Origin of the sequence: Psychrobacillus sp. FSL H8-0484 (genome assembly GCF_038005325.1) — a bacterium.
Lineage (GTDB): Bacteria > Bacillota > Bacilli > Bacillales_A > Planococcaceae > Psychrobacillus.
In genome coordinates this window covers 1794086-1810433 of sequence record NZ_JBBOSZ010000001.1, presented here as the reverse complement: position 1 = coordinate 1810433, position 16348 = coordinate 1794086, and the positions used below count along the sequence as shown (strand labels likewise).

The following is a 16348-nucleotide window of genomic DNA, read 5'->3' as shown; positions in this document are numbered from 1 at the left end:
AACCTCTCATTTCTTTTTTAGCCGTCCAATCATATTTCTTGAGATGTCTACACCTAAAACCTTCGTAGACCGTTACCTTGCAAATTGACCAGTTCCACAACCTAAATCTAGTATTTACTTCCAATTTACTATTAACCTATATACTACTTCTCGAAAGCAATAAATTATCCCCCTTTTGCCAATTCTTATTCCACTAAACTGCGTCGTTAGTTTAAGTACAATCATTCACAATCTATCAACGATTTCAGTAATTTCTATAAAAATCTTTTTAAACCCTGAATTACTATATCAGGTCTATCGAGATGAATACCATGGTCACTGCGGTCTGCTATGATAAGTTCTCCTTTAGTAGATAATTGAGATAATCCTATTTGTAGTTCTCTCCAAACTTTTTCATATTTTACTGCCTCTTCTTCTGGAATATTGTGTTGAACAAAGGCATTAACCGAAGCCTCTATGTCTCTTGCTATAACTGTTAGTGGAATGTTAGGGAATTCACCAAGTTCTTTTATACTTTCACTACTTGATTCCCAGTTTTGGAACTCTTCTGCAACAGTTTTAAACATATTAGGACTGGTGATAAATTCCTCAAATCTAATCACTTCATTCTTGGTAAGTATGCCGTGACAATCATCAATTGACTGATTATAAAGATTTCTAAGTTCCTCTTTTGATTTATATGAATTGTCCAGATTACTTTGTACCATTTGGTCAATTGATATTAGAGAATTCATTACTGGAATATCAAGATTATATAAACGATTAAAGTTTGGTGAAGTTGAATCCAATAAAATTAGTCCATTAACTTTGTCTGGGAAAAGCATTACATAATGTAATGCACATAGTCCTCCAAAAGAATGTCCCATTATAGTGACCTTTTCCTTTATACCTAATGACTCAATAAATTTGTTTAACTCGTAAGATATATTTTTAGTTGTCCTTGGATTTTTTGAAATCCTACTACTACCATAACCAGCCCTGTGATACATAATTATAGTAAAGTCTTTCATTATGTTTTTAACAAAGGGAAACCATTTGTAAATTGAACTTCCTATTCCTATTTCTATAAGGAGAATCTTCTCCCCCGTACCAAAAACTTTATATTCTAAATCTAATTCAGCGTTTTCTAATTTTTCCAATGCTACACCCCTTTTTAACCACACTTTTTCAATATCCTTATTCAACTAAACTGCTGCGTTAGTTCAATAAGAAAAAAGAGTTGCCTAAGCAACCCATGATCTTTAACTAAAGCCCCACCTTAGTTGAACAAGAAAAATAATTTAAAACTTTTGAAATAAAGCGGTCAATAAACTAGATACACCGAAAACATCATTTGGTTGTATTATTTCTTTCATTTTTCTAATTTCGATTTCCTTAAAATCCTTAAAGATAGACCTTAATTTTTCCTCAGTAAAACCTAAACCTCCTTTTAGGCTCCGCAATCTATATACTTCCCAATCAGTTATTTCTGTTCCGCCTAACTCCCCACCTTGAACAAAACAAGTAATGGCAAAAAAACCATTTGGTTTTAAAGCTTTATTTACTAGAGTCATGTAACTCATTCTTCGGTGTGGAGCAATATGGTGAAAACAACCTGAATCGTAAATAATATCATACGTGCCTTCTTCAATATCTAATTCAAATATATTTTCTTTAATAAAGTTTACATTTAAATTCTTATCAATTGCTCGTTCTCCTGCCCATTCAAGCGACTCTTGTGACAAATCAACAGCATCGATTGTACAACCTTTTTCAGCAAAATAAATTGCGTTCCGTCCGGGACCACAACCAAATTCAAGGGCTTTTCCGGGCTTAAATATTTTTTTTTCAAAGTAACTAACTAAATTTTCGTCAGGAGAATTAACAAAAAACGGAACATCTTTTTCGCGGTCTGAATAAAATTTATCCCAAAACCCCGTCGGCTCTCTTAATAATGAATCTAGCATTTCTAATAAATCTTCATTGTCATAAATTGATTCTTTCAATAATATCCCTTCTTTTCTATTTAATGTGTACTTTTTAATTGTACTAAATTTTGCAAAAATTATTGTTAAGAGCACATTAAATACACATTACTTTTAAGTGTGAAATCTCACCGCAACCTATCGTTTTATACCTATTAACGTAATTTAAACCCTCTTAATTTACATAAATAATATCTCTTAATGGTAATATACTCACATTAACAATGACAGCTTAAAAGATCTATTTAATCATTTTAAAAGGAAAGGGAATTTTAATTTTCTTTTCAATTGTTACAATTATTACATGAATATTACAAAGGTAATAAATTACCTTTTAAAATATTTCTTATTGAACTAACCTGCTGCGTTAGTAAAAAAGCGTCTCCACTTATTGTAGAAACGCACCCTATAGTTATTTTGAATTTATTCTATTTCTTCTTTTGGATTTCGTCTGCCAGTTAAGAATCCTAAAATGAGTCCTATTAAAAGCAAGCTATACCCATCCGCAGAAAAATCATTCGTAAAAAATCCCCATATTAGCCACCCTATCAAAGAACCCAATATTAAATAAAATAGACTTTTCATTCTCTTACCTCCTGAATCTATTTATTAGTTAATTTCTTCAATCGTCTTCAGAACTCCTTCTTCAACTAAACTGCTGCTTTAGCTCAATAAGAAAAAGGGCTTTACTCCTTCTTGAAGTAAAGCACCTCGTTAGTTGATTTAATCTTTTACTGTTTCAACTTCCTTTATCGCACTTGTTAAAGCAAAGGTGTTTTCACTTATCGTATGTCCCTCTACAAGCGAGATATCGTATTCTCCATTAGAGAACTGTATGTAAATCGCATCTTCTATGTTCTTTTCAAAAAATATAGTGTACTCATTCTTTCCATTGTATTTAGTTCCCAACTTGCACCTATTGTCGTCATTTCAACATTGGCTGATATTCTCTTAGCGTAATATCCTTCCTTGTCCTCCACTAATTCACCAACGAAATATGTATTTCCACTTGACTGTATTACTAATAAAATTTCATCATTTGTCGTTGTAATTAAATCAATATTCCCTTTAATATTTTCATTCTGAACAAAATGTTCCAAAGTTTCTTCTTTAGAAGAGAAATGGTCAATATTATCCTTTTCACTACAAGCAGATATGAAAAAAATAGCTATAACCATTAAAATAACCATAAATTGTCTAATAATAATCTCCACCTTCACCAGTTGATTTTTTATAAAAACCATTTGCCATTGTTCAACTAACCTGCTGCGTTAGCTCAATAAGGAAAAGGCTTTACTTCTTTCTTGAAGTAAAGCATCCGTTAGTGAAAAGTAGAGCTAAATTTTCCTTTTCAATAAATTTATTAAATAGCTAACCTGCTGCGTTAGTTTAAGTGTAACATTTCACATTGTATCGCCGATATCTACTTGATGTTCTGGACATAAAAATAGACCATCGGAATGATGGGCTTGTTAAACTAAAGCACCCGTTAGTTTAAATACATTCCTTCACAATCTAACATACAAAAATGCATAATCTGAGTAGAGGTAATAAATTGTTTAATTTCGAAAGGAGAATAGTTCATAATCGTGCACGATTTTATATTAACAATTTTTTTAAACTCACTAAATTTTCTTCAAGAAATAAAGCATTTTTTTCAATTCCACGACGTTTACACCACCCGATACTATTGAAGGCATCTGTAAATCGATAAAAAGGTAAAACAACTTCTAAATCAATTAATGGTCTGATACTGCTATACCCTTCTTGATAGGCCTGATACAAGGCAGAATCGAAGCGTAAAAAATCACGATACAATTTGGTAAAATCGATTTCAGATGAACCAAATCGTACGGATTCAAAATCTATCATACCTGAAACTTTATTACCATCAACAATTATATTTGCTGGACGAAAATCCATATGTATAAAGCTTGGTCCATCTGGGGAAGGGAGCTGTTGTTTCATTTGTTCAAAATTTTCAATGGCTTTTATGTATAAACGTTCATCCAAAACGTCTCTTACATCCTTAGCGAAACTATAAAATTGTTGTTCGACAAAATTAGACCAGTTGGGAAATTCATTTTGTATGCCGGATAACACTTGCACAACAGACGGCTGAATTGTATGCATCGAGGCATGAAGGACCCCGACTTGAAATGCTACTGTTGGTGAAGCCTTAGATGTTAACGATTTTCCTTTTAATTCGGATAATAAAAAAGCTCCCGGACACTCCTCATCACCAGACCAATAATCCAACATTTCGGGAATAGCAACACTTCCTTTTAAAATTTCATAGGCTTCTAACTCCCGCTTACACTTCAATTTTGTATAAGGGATTTTCAAAAAAATATTTTCACCATTTAGCAAATTACATTTATAGACTGTTGAACTATAGGAATCTTCAACCTCATTAATTGATAATACCTGCAACCCAAATTGTTCAATAACACGATTTAACATCAAACTTACCTCCCTTTTTGTAGTGCTACCCTTGACTTAACTAGTGTGTTAACTTAATTTTCAATAATATACAAATCATATAATTTATTCTTAAACTAACCTGCACCGTTAGTTCAATAAGAAAAAAAGGACTGCCTAAGCAACCCATGATCTTTAACTAAAGCACTCGTTAGTCAAATAAACAACTTCTCTTTTATTACTGAATATCATCTGAACCAAGTGCGTTCTCCTCACCTGTGACTATACTATAAGAAATATTAAGTTTATCCCAAACCCATGCATGAAAAATTCTTTCAATTTCTATTATTAATGCTTTATCATCCATATCCTCGTCAATACCTAATTTTTCAAAAGTGAATGTTTCTTTTGCCCCTGTTCCTTCATAATTTGTACTACTAAAAGAAAAATGTACTGTTTTCCCCATTTGTATATCCCCCTATTATTAAGTCTGCTGTAACCGACTCTAATAAACAGTTTATATTAATCCCTCTTGTTCAACTAAACTGCCTCTTTAGTTGAATAAAAAAAAGAGCTATCTACACAGCTCAATTATCTTCAAGTAAAGAGCCCGATAGCTGAAAAGAGTTCTAGAATTTTAATTTGAAATTGCTTTTTTAATCTGATCATTAATATTTTCCTTACTTAATCCTCCGTGGTAACAAACCACAGATTCAATGTCGAGGTCTAGGTATTTCTTCAAAGAGAGTCGAGCTTCTTTTATATCCAGTACTGTCGGGGCATGAATTCCCCCAATTATTCCGTTTACACTATACATTGAATCCCCGGCAATCAGTGTTTTATTTTGTTTCAAATATAAGCTGATATGGCCAGGAGAATGCCCTGGAGTATGGATGACACGAATTCCACCGCAATACGGCAATTCTTGACCGTCTTTCAAGGTATCGTCCACTTTGCCCGTCGGGGGGTTCTCTAGATGCCCGTCTTTCAAAAGTGATAAATCCCCTTGAATATAAGGCTTATCCAGTTCGTGAGCATATACTTTAATGTTACTTCCACACTCCTGTAATATCTCAGGAAGACTACCTATATGATCTATATCCTGATGCGTCAAAATCAGTACTTTTAGTTTGTCGAACGACACTCCTACCTTTTCCATTGCCACGTGTAAATCTTCAATTTGTCCAGGGAATCCAGTGTCTATTAATACAGCCATTTCTTCATCCCATAAAAGAGTTGGATGAATAATATTCCCATGAAATTCAAGATGGAGCATTTCTACTCCCTTAGAAATTTCCATAACTTTGCTCTCCTTAATAATTAGATTTTATTGATACAGAGAATGGATTTGGTTACACAAGAAGTTTAAAAGAATAAAGCTAACTTTGTACGTAACGTTCTAATTCTCCTTAGCAAATTTCACCTTCTAATTTACTAGTTCGACAGGAGAGCTAAATAACCTTTTTCTTGTTCAACTAACCTGCTGCGTTAGTTCAATAAGAAAAAGAGTTGCCTAAGCAACCCCTATACTTTCACTAAAGCACCCGTTAGCCATCCATGAAGCCCAGCTTCACCACAGAGTATGGAAGAAAATTACGTTCTTCAATGGTAGTTTAACAAGGGAAAAGATAAACAGTATTTCAACTTTAATACCTATTTTTCCAATCATCATAAAAATCTTTAATGGTTGAATGTATTGCATTTAGAGTAATTAAAATTAAGTACAGCATCATAACCGTAGCAATTTCCCCTGTAAAAAATGCAATAACAGCAATAACAAATATCCAAAAGTAAAACATAGTTTTATTCATTTAAAAAACCTCTCTCTTCCCCTTTTTTCTATCCGAATTTTAACACAATGCTTGCTGTACTAACCTGCTGCGTTAGTTTAATAAGAGAAGAGATACCTCTTTTTATAGAAGTGTAACAGCATTAACCCCCCAGTATTTTTAATCGTTAAAAACCAAAAACAAATGATTTATCAAGGTCGTTTTTTATATTCTAATAAAGCCGAATAAATCATGACAAGAGCACCTACAATCATTAGAGATCCAAATAACAAGGAATTTATTCGGTGGGTGGTTTGAAAAAAAAAACTTGTAGATCCCGATAGGTAAGACAATGATCCCCACTAAGAAATCCCTCAAAAAATCCGAATCTTGTTTTAGAAATAATTTAATTTTACTTATCTTAAGCACTCCTTATGTTAAAAAGTAGAAAATTAGATTGTTATTAATTCTCTTTATAAACCATATTTTCCTTCTTCAACTATCCTGCGTCTTTAGTTGAAGAAGAAAAAAGGCTTTACTCCTTCTGGAAGTAAAGCACTCCGTTAGTTGAATAAGCTATTGTCTTTTTAAAATATACTTTTGAGGAGAACCATACGCCTGTTCACCTTGATAGTAAGCTAATTTATTTGGTATGCAAGAAATTATAAACGGCAGTCCAGACCAGATTAAATCCTCTAAAGCTTTTATTAGTGGCAATTCTTCTCCGTCAATATCACTTTCTGCCGATGTTATTACATAGCACATATTTCCAGCTCCTTGTTTTTTCAACAACTTCTCAATTTCTTCAGGGTCTGAATTCGGTTTAGGTATTTCAAACATTAATTCTGGACGAATGAAATCGTTTCGTCTTCCAAAAGCATCATAGCGTTTTTGTGGTGAAGAAAGTTCAAATAGAACTCTTTGCTGAATTCTTTTAACGAAAAATGTTTTAACAATTATTTCTTCAATTTCTTTATTCATTTAAACCCCTCACAATTTTTATTTATCGCGAGTACAACTTATTCAACTAAACTGCTGCGTTAGTTCAATAAGAAAAAAGGCTTCATTCCTTATTGAAGTAAAGCACTCGTTAGTTGAAGATGAAAACGGAATACTATTTCACCAATTTAACATCAACATTAAAATGCTTGAAATGAGGAATACAACAAAAAAGGCAAGGATGTAATATGTTTTTCCTTGTTGCTGTGTCTTATGTTTCTTTTCATAATCCTTCCAACCAATAAACAAACCCAAAAACATTCCTATAATTCCAAAACGTAAAATCGCTATAAAATAATCAAGAAACGGTTTATACGTAATTAAGCGACCACCGTTATCTACCTCTTGAATTTCTTTGTAACTAACAAATAGAATGGAAACAGCCAATCCGAACACTAACCCATACAGACCTGATTTTCTTAATACTTTTTCCATAGTTCTCCCATCTCCCTTCTCCACAAAATGGCCCAATTGATGAACAAAAGTTATACCACACTCTTCAACTAACCTGCTGCGTTAGTTGAACAATATTTAACTTAGGAGGCTGCCAAAGAAGATAATGACAATTAATATTCCCGAAAAGCCTATTGTAAAAATAATAGTAAATAGACTTCTAGCCCTTGCTTTCCATTCTTTTGCATCCTTTAATCCTATTACTCCAAGAACAAATGTTAACAACGTAAAGCCTAAGACAATATTTAATGGATGAGTACCTATGTTTTTGGAAAAACCACTTATAAAATTTGCAGAGGATTTTACAATAAAAAATACAGGGATACAAAACAAAGAAAGTATAAAGGACCATAAATTAATATTACTTTTCATACACCTTGAAAATTAACATTTTCATTTCATTTTTATTAACATCCTATTCAGCTAAACTGCTACGTGCTACGGTAGTTCAATAAGAAAAGCTACCCCTAAAGGCAGCCTCTTGTTCTACAAAAGCACCTCGTTACTTTAATAACAATTATAAAGAACGAATTTCTAAATCAAATTTATCTTCATAGGCATCATTTAATGCTAAAAGTAGCAAATCAAATAAATTTCGACCATCATTTGTCTTAAAATAATTTGATAAACTTGTTATTTGTTTACTTATGTTATCTCCCCAAGGGGGTTGTGCAGTTAAATCGTCTATATCCCATATAACTTGAGATGGAGGAAATTTAGCAAGCTTAACTCTAATTTCCTTGGTTTCTTCTATGGCTTGGGGTATATCCGAATAATTTAGTTTTTTATAATATAAACTACTCAATAGTTTAGGGTATTTTGTTCCCCAACCATCTGGTTCTAAATAATAACTAATTGTAGAAAAGAAAGAATGCAGGAAGTCACCGTGTCCTATCTGATAAAAGAAACAATCAAAATGAAATCCAACTGCCATTGCTTCAACCTCATTTCTTACTTTTGTTCTATGTTTCTATAAATTCGTTGTTCCACTAAACTGCTGCTTTAGTAGAACAATAAAAAAGAGTTACATTGCAACTCTAAGATCTTCAACTAAACATCTGTTAGTAAATTAAGGAGAACGTGATTACATTTTTATCTCCTCTACTATTTTCCCTTCAATAGAAAGACCTGTTACAGTAGATCCTGGTAATTCTTCTCCATCCGTTATTAAGTACCAGAACCTTTCTCCATTGTTATATTTAACAATTTTAGCTTGATATCCCTTATTATTTTTAGTAACAATAAAAACCTCTTTTATTTCAGAATCTAAAATTTTTCCACTTAGCACATCAGTATACTTTGAAAAATCATACTTCAAATTTGAAAAGTTCCAACCTAATTTATGATAATTAGTGGTTTGACCACTACTGCCGTTACCCAATTTCCATCCAAATATATTTTTCTTTAATCTTATATTTCCGAAATACTCTATATTAGCAGAATCATGTTCATAAAATACAATGGCTTGGTTATTATCTAAAAGCTTTATATAAGCAATTTTAGTAAATGGTTGGTTTAAAGAGTAAACAGCTTTTTCAATTTCCTTAATATCATCTTTTAATGCAATGTTTATAAAATAAGAAACCACTAAAATAAGGCTGATAGAGATAATTATTTTAATTTTATTTTGCAAAAAGAACACCTCCTTAACTAACCTGCTTCGTTAGCACAATATAAGAAAAAAAGAGCCGTCTAAGCAGCTCAATAATCTTCAAGTAAAGCACTCCGTTAGCCATCCATGAAGCCCAGCTTCACCACAGTATATGGAAGAAAATTACGTTCTTCCATGGTAGTTTAAGGACAATACTTCACAGACTTTCTTGTTGGATAAGAAAAAGCGACAATCTTTGTTAAAGAATGGCCCCCTGTACTTGAATAGTTATTTGTTTTTTTCTAAACCTTTAACTAATCTAATTATCCAATACAATAGTATCCAAGGTAGAATAAATTTTGTAGCCCATTCTATTAAATCAGGTATCACATATGATGTGTTTATGCCGATAAACCGGAGTATTAACCAAAGTGCAAACAAAACTATAATACCAATAATTAAATTTTTCATTTTAAATGCCCCCTCCAAAACCATATTACCATAAAAATCCATTCCTTATCTTCAACTAAACTGCTGCGTTAGTTTAAGTGCAATCCTTCACATTATTCATATAACAACAAATCCGACATTTGAAAGATTCAGGATACTACCGCAACAATAGTTAATTTAATTCAATCGTAATAGGATCGAAATCAATTCGTTTATTATCACTTTGACTATTACTTACATGTGCGTATGGATAAAATGTAATGGATGTGGCTTCGGGGTCAAGATCATGGATCGTTGCAGCCCATGTGAGATCTTCACTCGAATCCCCACCTTCTGTACCAGTTCCACGATTATATGGCACTTTATATTTATTACCCAAATTATCAATTGCACTTAACTCAGCTTCTACTGCCATCCAGTTTTCATCAAAAGAAGTATCAACATCTTGCAAATAATTAATCGTTAAATTTACTTCCGTTTTGACAGCGTCGATTAACTCGACTGTTACACCATCTTGACTCACCTGTTCATGAATTGCAATTTGTTTTCCTTCTAGCTTATTTAATGAAAATTTAAAATGCCAGTCACCTTCAATTACATGTTCGTCTGAATAAATTGCTTGAGGACTCCAATCTATATTCAAGATATCTTTTGTGTTATCACGCACAGATAACGTCATCATGCCAACGTAGCCAACACCATCCACATACTCTCCTCCATAGCCACCGGTACCTAGATTAGTTGGCATATTCTTGAAACTTGGAAAATTTGATCCTAAATCTTCTTCTGTTCGCAGTACAAACGAAAACGTTACCGTATTCCCATCGTAAAATGCTTGCTCAATAATTAGTTCGATACCATTGCTTTTTTCAACTAAACCAATATCTGTACTGATTTCCTCATAAGCAAGATAATAGTTTTCTTGAGTGATGAAATAGTCGAATGCTTGACCAATAATCGGAATTTGCGTAACAAAGTTAGCAAATGCAGGTGATACGTAAGCGGATGAAATTGTACAAACCGATAGAATCCCTGCCACTGCAATATATTTAACCATTCGTTTGAAGGGAAATTTCACTTCCTTCTTATCCTTTTTAAAAGCGTCTGACAAAATAGTATCTAATTCTTTAGAAGGAACAGGAATTTCATTTATTGCCTCTTTAAATCGGTTTTGTTCGTTCATCTATGTACACTCCTTTTAATGTCTTTTTGATTTTCGCTAACGCTCTCTTACCGTTAGATTTGACAGTACCAATCGGTTCGCCAAGTATCTCTGCTATTTGCTCAAAAGTTAAATCCTCATAATATTTTAAAAGAAGGACTGTTTTACATTTTTCATCTAATCGATAAATCGCATCAAGTAAATCCATCTTTTCATCAGATGTTGCTATTTCGGTGGAGAGGGATTGAAATTTTAGGTCGTCCATTGAAATCACTTTCTTTTGTTTTTGAAGTACACCAAGTGATACATTGATACAAATTTTCATCAGCCATGTCGAGAAATACTTTGGCTCTCGTAACTGATGAATGGACTCAATTGCCAGCAGCACTGTTTGCTGGAATACGTCTAGAGCATCTGCCTGATTACGAACATAACTATAAGCAGTCCTATAAAGTTTCTCTTTTTCTTGTTTAAGTAAAAACAGCAGTGCTTCTTGATCCCCTTCGATTGATAGTTTTACTTTCTTTTCGTTAACCGTCATCTTTTTTCACCATCCTATCTATTAGAGAGCGTACCTTCAAAAAAGGATGCACTTTTTTGAAATAAAAAAGAACTATTCAAATGAATATGTCCTTTTTAATAACTTTTTATTAAACACTTTCCTAATTCAACTAAACTGCCGCGTTAGTTGAAGAAGAAAAAGCTATCTTTACAGGCAGCCACTTGTTGAGCTAAAGCACCCGTTAGCCTCCATGCAGCGCAAAATCAGTGCTGCACCACAGAGAATGAAAATGGTTAGGAAGTGTCAATACTGATACTGACCTTAATCCAGTCATCAGTATTCCATAGGCTTATTTACGCTCTCCCCTTTTTTTAACGATTAATCAGGGGTCTTCTTAAGTATTGTCATTTTTCTTTTCTTGAAGAAACTAATTTTCATGGTAGTTGAATAACACTACTTGTGAGATAAAGGTTTTTCTGGTCTATTAGGGCAATATTTGCAATTAGGGTCACTACATTTAGATTCAATCCAACTATTACATTTAGGACAAAAATACGTATCAAAATCATCATAATAAACTAAATTAAACTTGCATTTAGAACAATATTTCTCTTGTTCAATTTGACCATAAAATTCAAAGTCATCTATTATCACTTTGCTATCTACTTCTTTTATTTTCATAAAAAACCTCCATAAAATTAATGAACCTGTTTCGTTAGTTCAATAAGAAATAGACTCCAGTCCTTCTTGAAGTAAAGCACACCATTAGTTTAATAAGCAACTGTAACTCTGTTCCACATAATCATCATAATGTACGACAAAAAAGCCAACACCATGTGCCAGCTTCCTCATTCGGTTTATTGTGAGTTACTTAATGTTTAGAATAAATTATCTTATTGCACTTTCATCCATGTAAAAAAGCTCCCAAAGATGACCGTCAATATCCTCAAAACTCCATCCATACATAAAACCATGGTCTTGTGGTTCCATTGAAGGTTTCCCACCTGCTTCTAAAGCCTTGTTTACAATCTCAACGACTTTTTCTTTACTATCAACTGATAGTGCCAAGATTGCTTCATTACTTCTTGTAGAATCGGCGATTTCTTTTTTCGTAAAAGTCTTAAAATGTTCTTCAACTAACAACATAGCAAATATATTATCACTAATAATCATGCTTGCTGCAAATTCATTGGTAAACTGGGCATTGAATTCAAACCCCAATTTAGAGAAAAATTCCTTAGTCTTATTTAAATCTTTAACTGCTAAATTTACGAATATCTTATCAGCCTGAAACCCCATGTTACTCACCTCTACTATAGTATTGTCATTCACACTATAGTTCTCTATTTCATAAATGAATTCCTTCAAAGAATAAAATTATTTTACAGAATCCGTTATGCGACATAAGAGGCTGGCTTTCTTTATTCAACTAAACTGCCGCGTTAGTTGAACAAGAAAAAGGATTGCCTCAGCAACCTTCCAACTTCAACTCTTGCCTTTTTAGATAAAAAAGAAAAAAGGCGTTTATTAAACAATCGCGCCCGATTGTGGAAGATCTTTTTCTATTGAATAGTATCGTTGTACTGCGCAGCTGGAAAGTTGTTCTTCTTAAAGATAAGCGCCCTACAGATCAAAAAGAGATAGCGGGTTAATCCTTTACATCTTCCTTGCATATTTCACTAACTAGCTGCCATAACGCGTTGTTTTCTTTATTTTTCGGTCCAAGCATATTACAATTTTCATATTGAGGCTTTGAATTCCTTTATTAAACCCTAATAAATTTTTCAGAGGTAACTAATTATTATGTCGTTTGTTAACTTCAATCGTAATGAACTCCGGCAAATAGCTGGGAGTACATCCTTTTGCTACTATTTCATCTTTGTAAAGACCCGTTTTCTCACCAAGTTTAATACAACATGCACGATTCTTTTCATCATAAACGCCTATCCAGCCTGCAGTGAAATTCATAGCCCATTGAACTTCCGGTTCTTCCTGCGTAATATTAGCTTCTAATGCAGATAGCAAGTCTGCGGTGTTATCAGGCGGTGTTTGTCCAGTCCATCTCAATCGCCCTTGATAATACCAGAAAGCTCGCCTTTGAAGAGCAGAAGGACTATTTTCCCATGACTCCATCAATGCAATTTTCTTCTTGTCTTTGGTGAGCTGATTAGCCATTAACCAATCCATTAAGTTATTTCGCTCATCAAAAGTGTGATTCTGCATATCCTTATCTAGCTTATTTAGCACATCTTGTGAAAGAAGTTTTTTGTCCATAATTAAGATTGCTAATAGTCTGGGCAAAAACTCTTCGGTTGACCAAAGTTCTATAGCTAGTTCGTGATCTTTTTTAATGTCCTTCGCGATTTTTCGTAAGTCGCCTAGCTTAGTTTTACTATTGATCTGAGGTAGAATGTTTTCTGCTTTTGAAGAGCGTTTTATTTCTGTATCTTTTTTTTCATCCATTTTATACAACTCCTTTATTAAAGCACTGTTTCATAATATGTCCTTGACGGGATATATCAAGAACTTAATTTCGTTATAAGTCTTATTGCATAAAGCACCTATATCAAACTTAATTAGTTGAAATAACTCCATCCTTAATTGTTATAAAGTTGGCGTTAAATCCGATAATACAGATTATATAGTCTCCATCCTCTTCTACATAAAAGTCTGTCATCAGCTGATTAGTAACGGAAGCAGAAAAAATTTCCGTATAATTACCATTCAATATGTACCCACTCCAGTAGCACTTGTTCCATCTGGGATGATGGATAGGTCTATCTCAACACTATCTCCTTTTTTTAAAGCCAAACCCTTATTTTCTCCATTTAATAAGAATAGATCCCCGTTGTGCAATTTCATATTTTTAAATGAATATATATTTGGAGAATCCTCTTTCAATGCAACGTTAATTTTATTAAAGCTGTTTAGAAATTCATCATCAATTTCAACTTCGGTTATTTCTTTGGCTTTTGTTTCAGAAGTGTCATTGTTTCCTAACACTATAGTCAAAGCAGATATTCCAATAAGAAGTGCTACGATTGTGATGCTAAACAGGTAAATTCTTTTTTTCATAAACTAACTCCCTTTCACCAAGTCTTATTTATAAAATTTCTTTTATCAATTACTATTTCGACTTCCAATTAATAACTCCTGCTTATTTAACTAAACTGCTGCGTTAGTTGAAGAAGAAAAAAGAGATGCCTTCCGCAACCCCATAATCTTTAACTAAAACGCCCTTTAGATCAATAAGTTCAACAAAAAGGAGCATTAATCCTTCTTGGATTAAACGCCCCGAGTTGAAGTATATAAATGCATTGTCAGTCACAAGGGAAAATTAAGTCTCCTAAATCATCAGGCTCCTTTTCTGTAATTTTTGTTGTTATAACAGCTCCGGTTGTTATAGAAATGAATGATTCCTCTAACTCAAAAACAATAGAAGTTAAGATTTCACTTTTCTCATCTTTAAATCCATATCCACTAACTTTCTTAATTTTGTTTTGTTCGACAGAAAAACTAGAACTCATTAGTAGATGTTGATTGGAGGCAATTTCTGGCTCATAACTATATTCAATTGGTTCTGGTGTTTCCTGTTCTTCAATTATGAGAAAGTCATCTCCTATTTCGTCTTCGAACCAATCTATTTTCCAATACCAGAATTCAAGGGAATTTGGATTTTTTATCTTTAAAATAAGTAGGACAGAATTAATAATTAAGAATTTATTGTATTGGTATACATCAAGTTGATTTGCATAAATACCCGTCAATAAACATCCCTGTACCGACTTTAAGCTTTGCCAATCTATTTTCATTTCTGTTCATCCCCCTTTTCTTCCTTCTTCAACTATACTGCCGCGTTAGTTTAAGTGTAACATTTCACATTGTACATAAAACAAGACCATCATTTTTGATGGTCTTGTTTTACTAAAGCATCCGTTTGGTTAAGTACATTTCTTCACAAGAGTTGCAATAATCTCTTCACTAACCTATCCATATTTAAAAAAAACATTTTTATCGACCACTTTTTTATTAATGAGGTTCAATCTATCAAATAGCCTAGTCTTTATTGTCAATGCTACTTTGATATTCAAGAATATCTCCAGGTTGACAATTCAAAGCCTTACATATAGCTTCTAACGTGAAAAATCGAATGGCTTTTGCCTTCCCATTTTTCAAGATAGAAATATTAGCCATCGTAATTCCAACTAGCTCAGAAAGTTCTGTTACACTCATTTTTCTTTTAGCTAACATCACATCAATATTTATTATAATAGTCATGTAATCACCTCAGACTGTTAACTCATTTTCTGATTTTATTTCTAAAGCATTTTTAAATAATTCCTGAAGAATAGCAGCAAATAATGAGATAACAAAAGCTGCAAAAATAATGATAATCCCAATAAGTGCAATTAGAGGAAGTAAAACGTCCTGTGATTCAAGAAATAACATCCCTATTCCGTATAAAATAATGATTGAAATTGCAGAGTACTTTACTCGCTTTAACGAGATTACAGCTAATTCTGAGAAAGCGTTTTTACTATTAATATAACCTAAAAGCTTAAATGAGTGATACAGAGCAAGAAATAATGGGATAGCAGTAATATACAATCCTAGAAGTACAGGTAATCTCAAATAAGCATACGATGGATTCATCGTTGCGGCTTTATTCGCTATCCACGGTAACCAGAATATACAAGAAATGAGTATGAAAATCGCAATTAAAATAACTATCAGCTTTAATAAAGTCGTCGTTCCCCTTTTCATAATAAACCTCCCCTATTTCATTTCCATTATAATACATTATTTATCGATTAACAATAAATAATTATTTTTTCAGTATATTCTTAATTATTAATTGAATTACTCTGGTTTTTTAAAATGATTAAAAATAAGGAACATCCCTGTTAAGCAGAAAGGCTCCTAAACATTTTGTATTTATTTATACTATCATTCCTCCACTAAACTGCTGCGTTAGTTTAAGTGTAACATTTCACAATGGATCCCCCGAAATCTTCTTGATGTTTTGGGCATAAAAAA

23 protein-coding genes are annotated in these 16348 nt (G+C 32.8%); all 23 read right to left on the bottom strand.

Annotation, left to right across the window (positions count from 1 at the left end):
- Window positions 1–254: 254 nt before the first annotated feature.
- The 23 genes from MHH81_RS08600 to MHH81_RS08490 all read right to left on the bottom strand — a co-directional run bounded on the left by MHH81_RS08600 (window position 255) and on the right by MHH81_RS08490 (window position 16075).
- The gene (locus tag MHH81_RS08600; RefSeq protein WP_340920121.1) at window positions 255–1139 is read right to left on the bottom strand and encodes an alpha/beta fold hydrolase; all 885 of its coding nucleotides are present in this window, start codon (window positions 1137–1139) and stop codon (window positions 255–257) included.
- A gap of 141 nt (window positions 1140–1280) precedes the next feature.
- Complete coding sequence (locus MHH81_RS08595; protein WP_340920119.1) at window positions 1281–1985, bottom strand: class I SAM-dependent methyltransferase; 705 nt, start codon at window positions 1983–1985, stop codon at window positions 1281–1283.
- Between the two features lie 402 nt (window positions 1986–2387).
- Window positions 2388–2549, bottom strand: a complete 162-nt coding sequence (locus MHH81_RS08590; RefSeq protein WP_340920117.1) for a tRNA U-34 5-methylaminomethyl-2-thiouridine biosynthesis protein — start codon at window positions 2547–2549, stop codon at window positions 2388–2390.
- Window positions 2550–2815: 266 nt separating this feature from the next.
- Window positions 2816–3208: a hypothetical protein gene (locus MHH81_RS08585; protein WP_340920115.1), complete on the bottom strand. Its 393-nt coding sequence runs from the start codon at window positions 3206–3208 to the stop codon at window positions 2816–2818.
- Window positions 3209–3563: 355 nt separating this feature from the next.
- Entirely contained in the window at window positions 3564–4427 is an 864-nt protein-coding gene (locus tag MHH81_RS08580) for an aminoglycoside phosphotransferase family protein (protein ID WP_340920113.1), read from the bottom strand.
- 196 nt (window positions 4428–4623) lie between these two features.
- Window positions 4624–4851 carry a hypothetical protein gene (locus tag MHH81_RS08575; protein WP_340920111.1) on the bottom strand — a complete coding sequence of 76 codons (228 nt, stop codon included), beginning with the start codon at window positions 4849–4851 and terminating at the stop codon, window positions 4624–4626.
- A gap of 171 nt (window positions 4852–5022) precedes the next feature.
- Window positions 5023–5685, bottom strand: coding sequence for an MBL fold metallo-hydrolase (locus MHH81_RS08570; RefSeq protein ID WP_340920108.1), 663 nt, complete (start codon window positions 5683–5685; stop codon window positions 5023–5025).
- Between the two features lie 346 nt (window positions 5686–6031).
- Window positions 6032–6196: a hypothetical protein gene (locus MHH81_RS08565; protein ID WP_340920105.1), complete on the bottom strand. Its 165-nt coding sequence runs from the start codon at window positions 6194–6196 to the stop codon at window positions 6032–6034.
- Between the two features lie 534 nt (window positions 6197–6730).
- On the bottom strand, window positions 6731–7135 hold the full coding sequence (locus MHH81_RS08560; protein WP_340920103.1) for a hypothetical protein: 405 nt from the start codon (window positions 7133–7135) through the stop codon (window positions 6731–6733).
- 138 nt (window positions 7136–7273) lie between these two features.
- A complete protein-coding gene (locus tag MHH81_RS08555) occupies window positions 7274–7588 on the bottom strand; it encodes a hypothetical protein (protein ID WP_340920099.1) in 315 nt (104 codons plus the stop codon).
- Between the two features lie 96 nt (window positions 7589–7684).
- Window positions 7685–7978 (bottom strand): hypothetical protein, encoded by a 294-nt coding sequence (locus MHH81_RS08550; RefSeq protein WP_340920097.1) that lies wholly within the window; start codon window positions 7976–7978, stop codon window positions 7685–7687.
- A gap of 145 nt (window positions 7979–8123) precedes the next feature.
- On the bottom strand, window positions 8124–8540 hold the full coding sequence (locus MHH81_RS08545; protein WP_340920095.1) for an immunity 70 family protein: 417 nt from the start codon (window positions 8538–8540) through the stop codon (window positions 8124–8126).
- Window positions 8541–8690: 150 nt separating this feature from the next.
- A complete protein-coding gene (locus MHH81_RS08540; protein ID WP_340920092.1) occupies window positions 8691–9239 on the bottom strand; it encodes a hypothetical protein in 549 nt (182 codons plus the stop codon).
- 246 nt (window positions 9240–9485) lie between these two features.
- On the bottom strand, window positions 9486–9668 hold the full coding sequence (locus tag MHH81_RS08535; RefSeq protein ID WP_340920089.1) for a hypothetical protein: 183 nt from the start codon (window positions 9666–9668) through the stop codon (window positions 9486–9488).
- A 151-nt stretch (window positions 9669–9819) separates the two neighbouring features.
- The gene (locus MHH81_RS08530) at window positions 9820–10830 is read right to left on the bottom strand and encodes a DUF4179 domain-containing protein (RefSeq protein WP_340920085.1); all 1011 of its coding nucleotides are present in this window, start codon (window positions 10828–10830) and stop codon (window positions 9820–9822) included.
- The gene (locus tag MHH81_RS08525; RefSeq protein WP_340920082.1) at window positions 10808–11350 is read right to left on the bottom strand and encodes a sigma-70 family RNA polymerase sigma factor; all 543 of its coding nucleotides are present in this window, start codon (window positions 11348–11350) and stop codon (window positions 10808–10810) included. The genes MHH81_RS08530 and MHH81_RS08525 overlap by 23 nt, the downstream gene beginning before the upstream one ends.
- Window positions 11351–11764: 414 nt before the next feature.
- On the bottom strand, window positions 11765–11992 hold the full coding sequence (locus tag MHH81_RS08520; protein WP_053419245.1) for a hypothetical protein: 228 nt from the start codon (window positions 11990–11992) through the stop codon (window positions 11765–11767).
- A gap of 207 nt (window positions 11993–12199) precedes the next feature.
- Window positions 12200–12610, bottom strand: a complete 411-nt coding sequence (locus MHH81_RS08515; protein ID WP_340920079.1) for a VOC family protein — start codon at window positions 12608–12610, stop codon at window positions 12200–12202.
- 495 nt (window positions 12611–13105) lie between these two features.
- A complete protein-coding gene (locus tag MHH81_RS08510) occupies window positions 13106–13774 on the bottom strand; it encodes a DNA alkylation repair protein (protein WP_340920077.1) in 669 nt (222 codons plus the stop codon).
- Window positions 13775–14035: 261 nt separating this feature from the next.
- Window positions 14036–14386, bottom strand: coding sequence for a hypothetical protein (locus tag MHH81_RS08505; protein ID WP_340920076.1), 351 nt, complete (start codon window positions 14384–14386; stop codon window positions 14036–14038).
- A 245-nt stretch (window positions 14387–14631) separates the two neighbouring features.
- A complete protein-coding gene (locus MHH81_RS08500) occupies window positions 14632–15123 on the bottom strand; it encodes a hypothetical protein (protein ID WP_340920073.1) in 492 nt (163 codons plus the stop codon).
- A 244-nt stretch (window positions 15124–15367) separates the two neighbouring features.
- A complete protein-coding gene (locus MHH81_RS08495; RefSeq protein ID WP_340920071.1) occupies window positions 15368–15589 on the bottom strand; it encodes a helix-turn-helix domain-containing protein in 222 nt (73 codons plus the stop codon).
- A gap of 9 nt (window positions 15590–15598) precedes the next feature.
- Window positions 15599–16075 carry a DUF2975 domain-containing protein gene (locus MHH81_RS08490; protein WP_340920069.1) on the bottom strand — a complete coding sequence of 159 codons (477 nt, stop codon included), beginning with the start codon at window positions 16073–16075 and terminating at the stop codon, window positions 15599–15601.
- Between the last annotated feature and the right edge of the window lie 273 nt (window positions 16076–16348).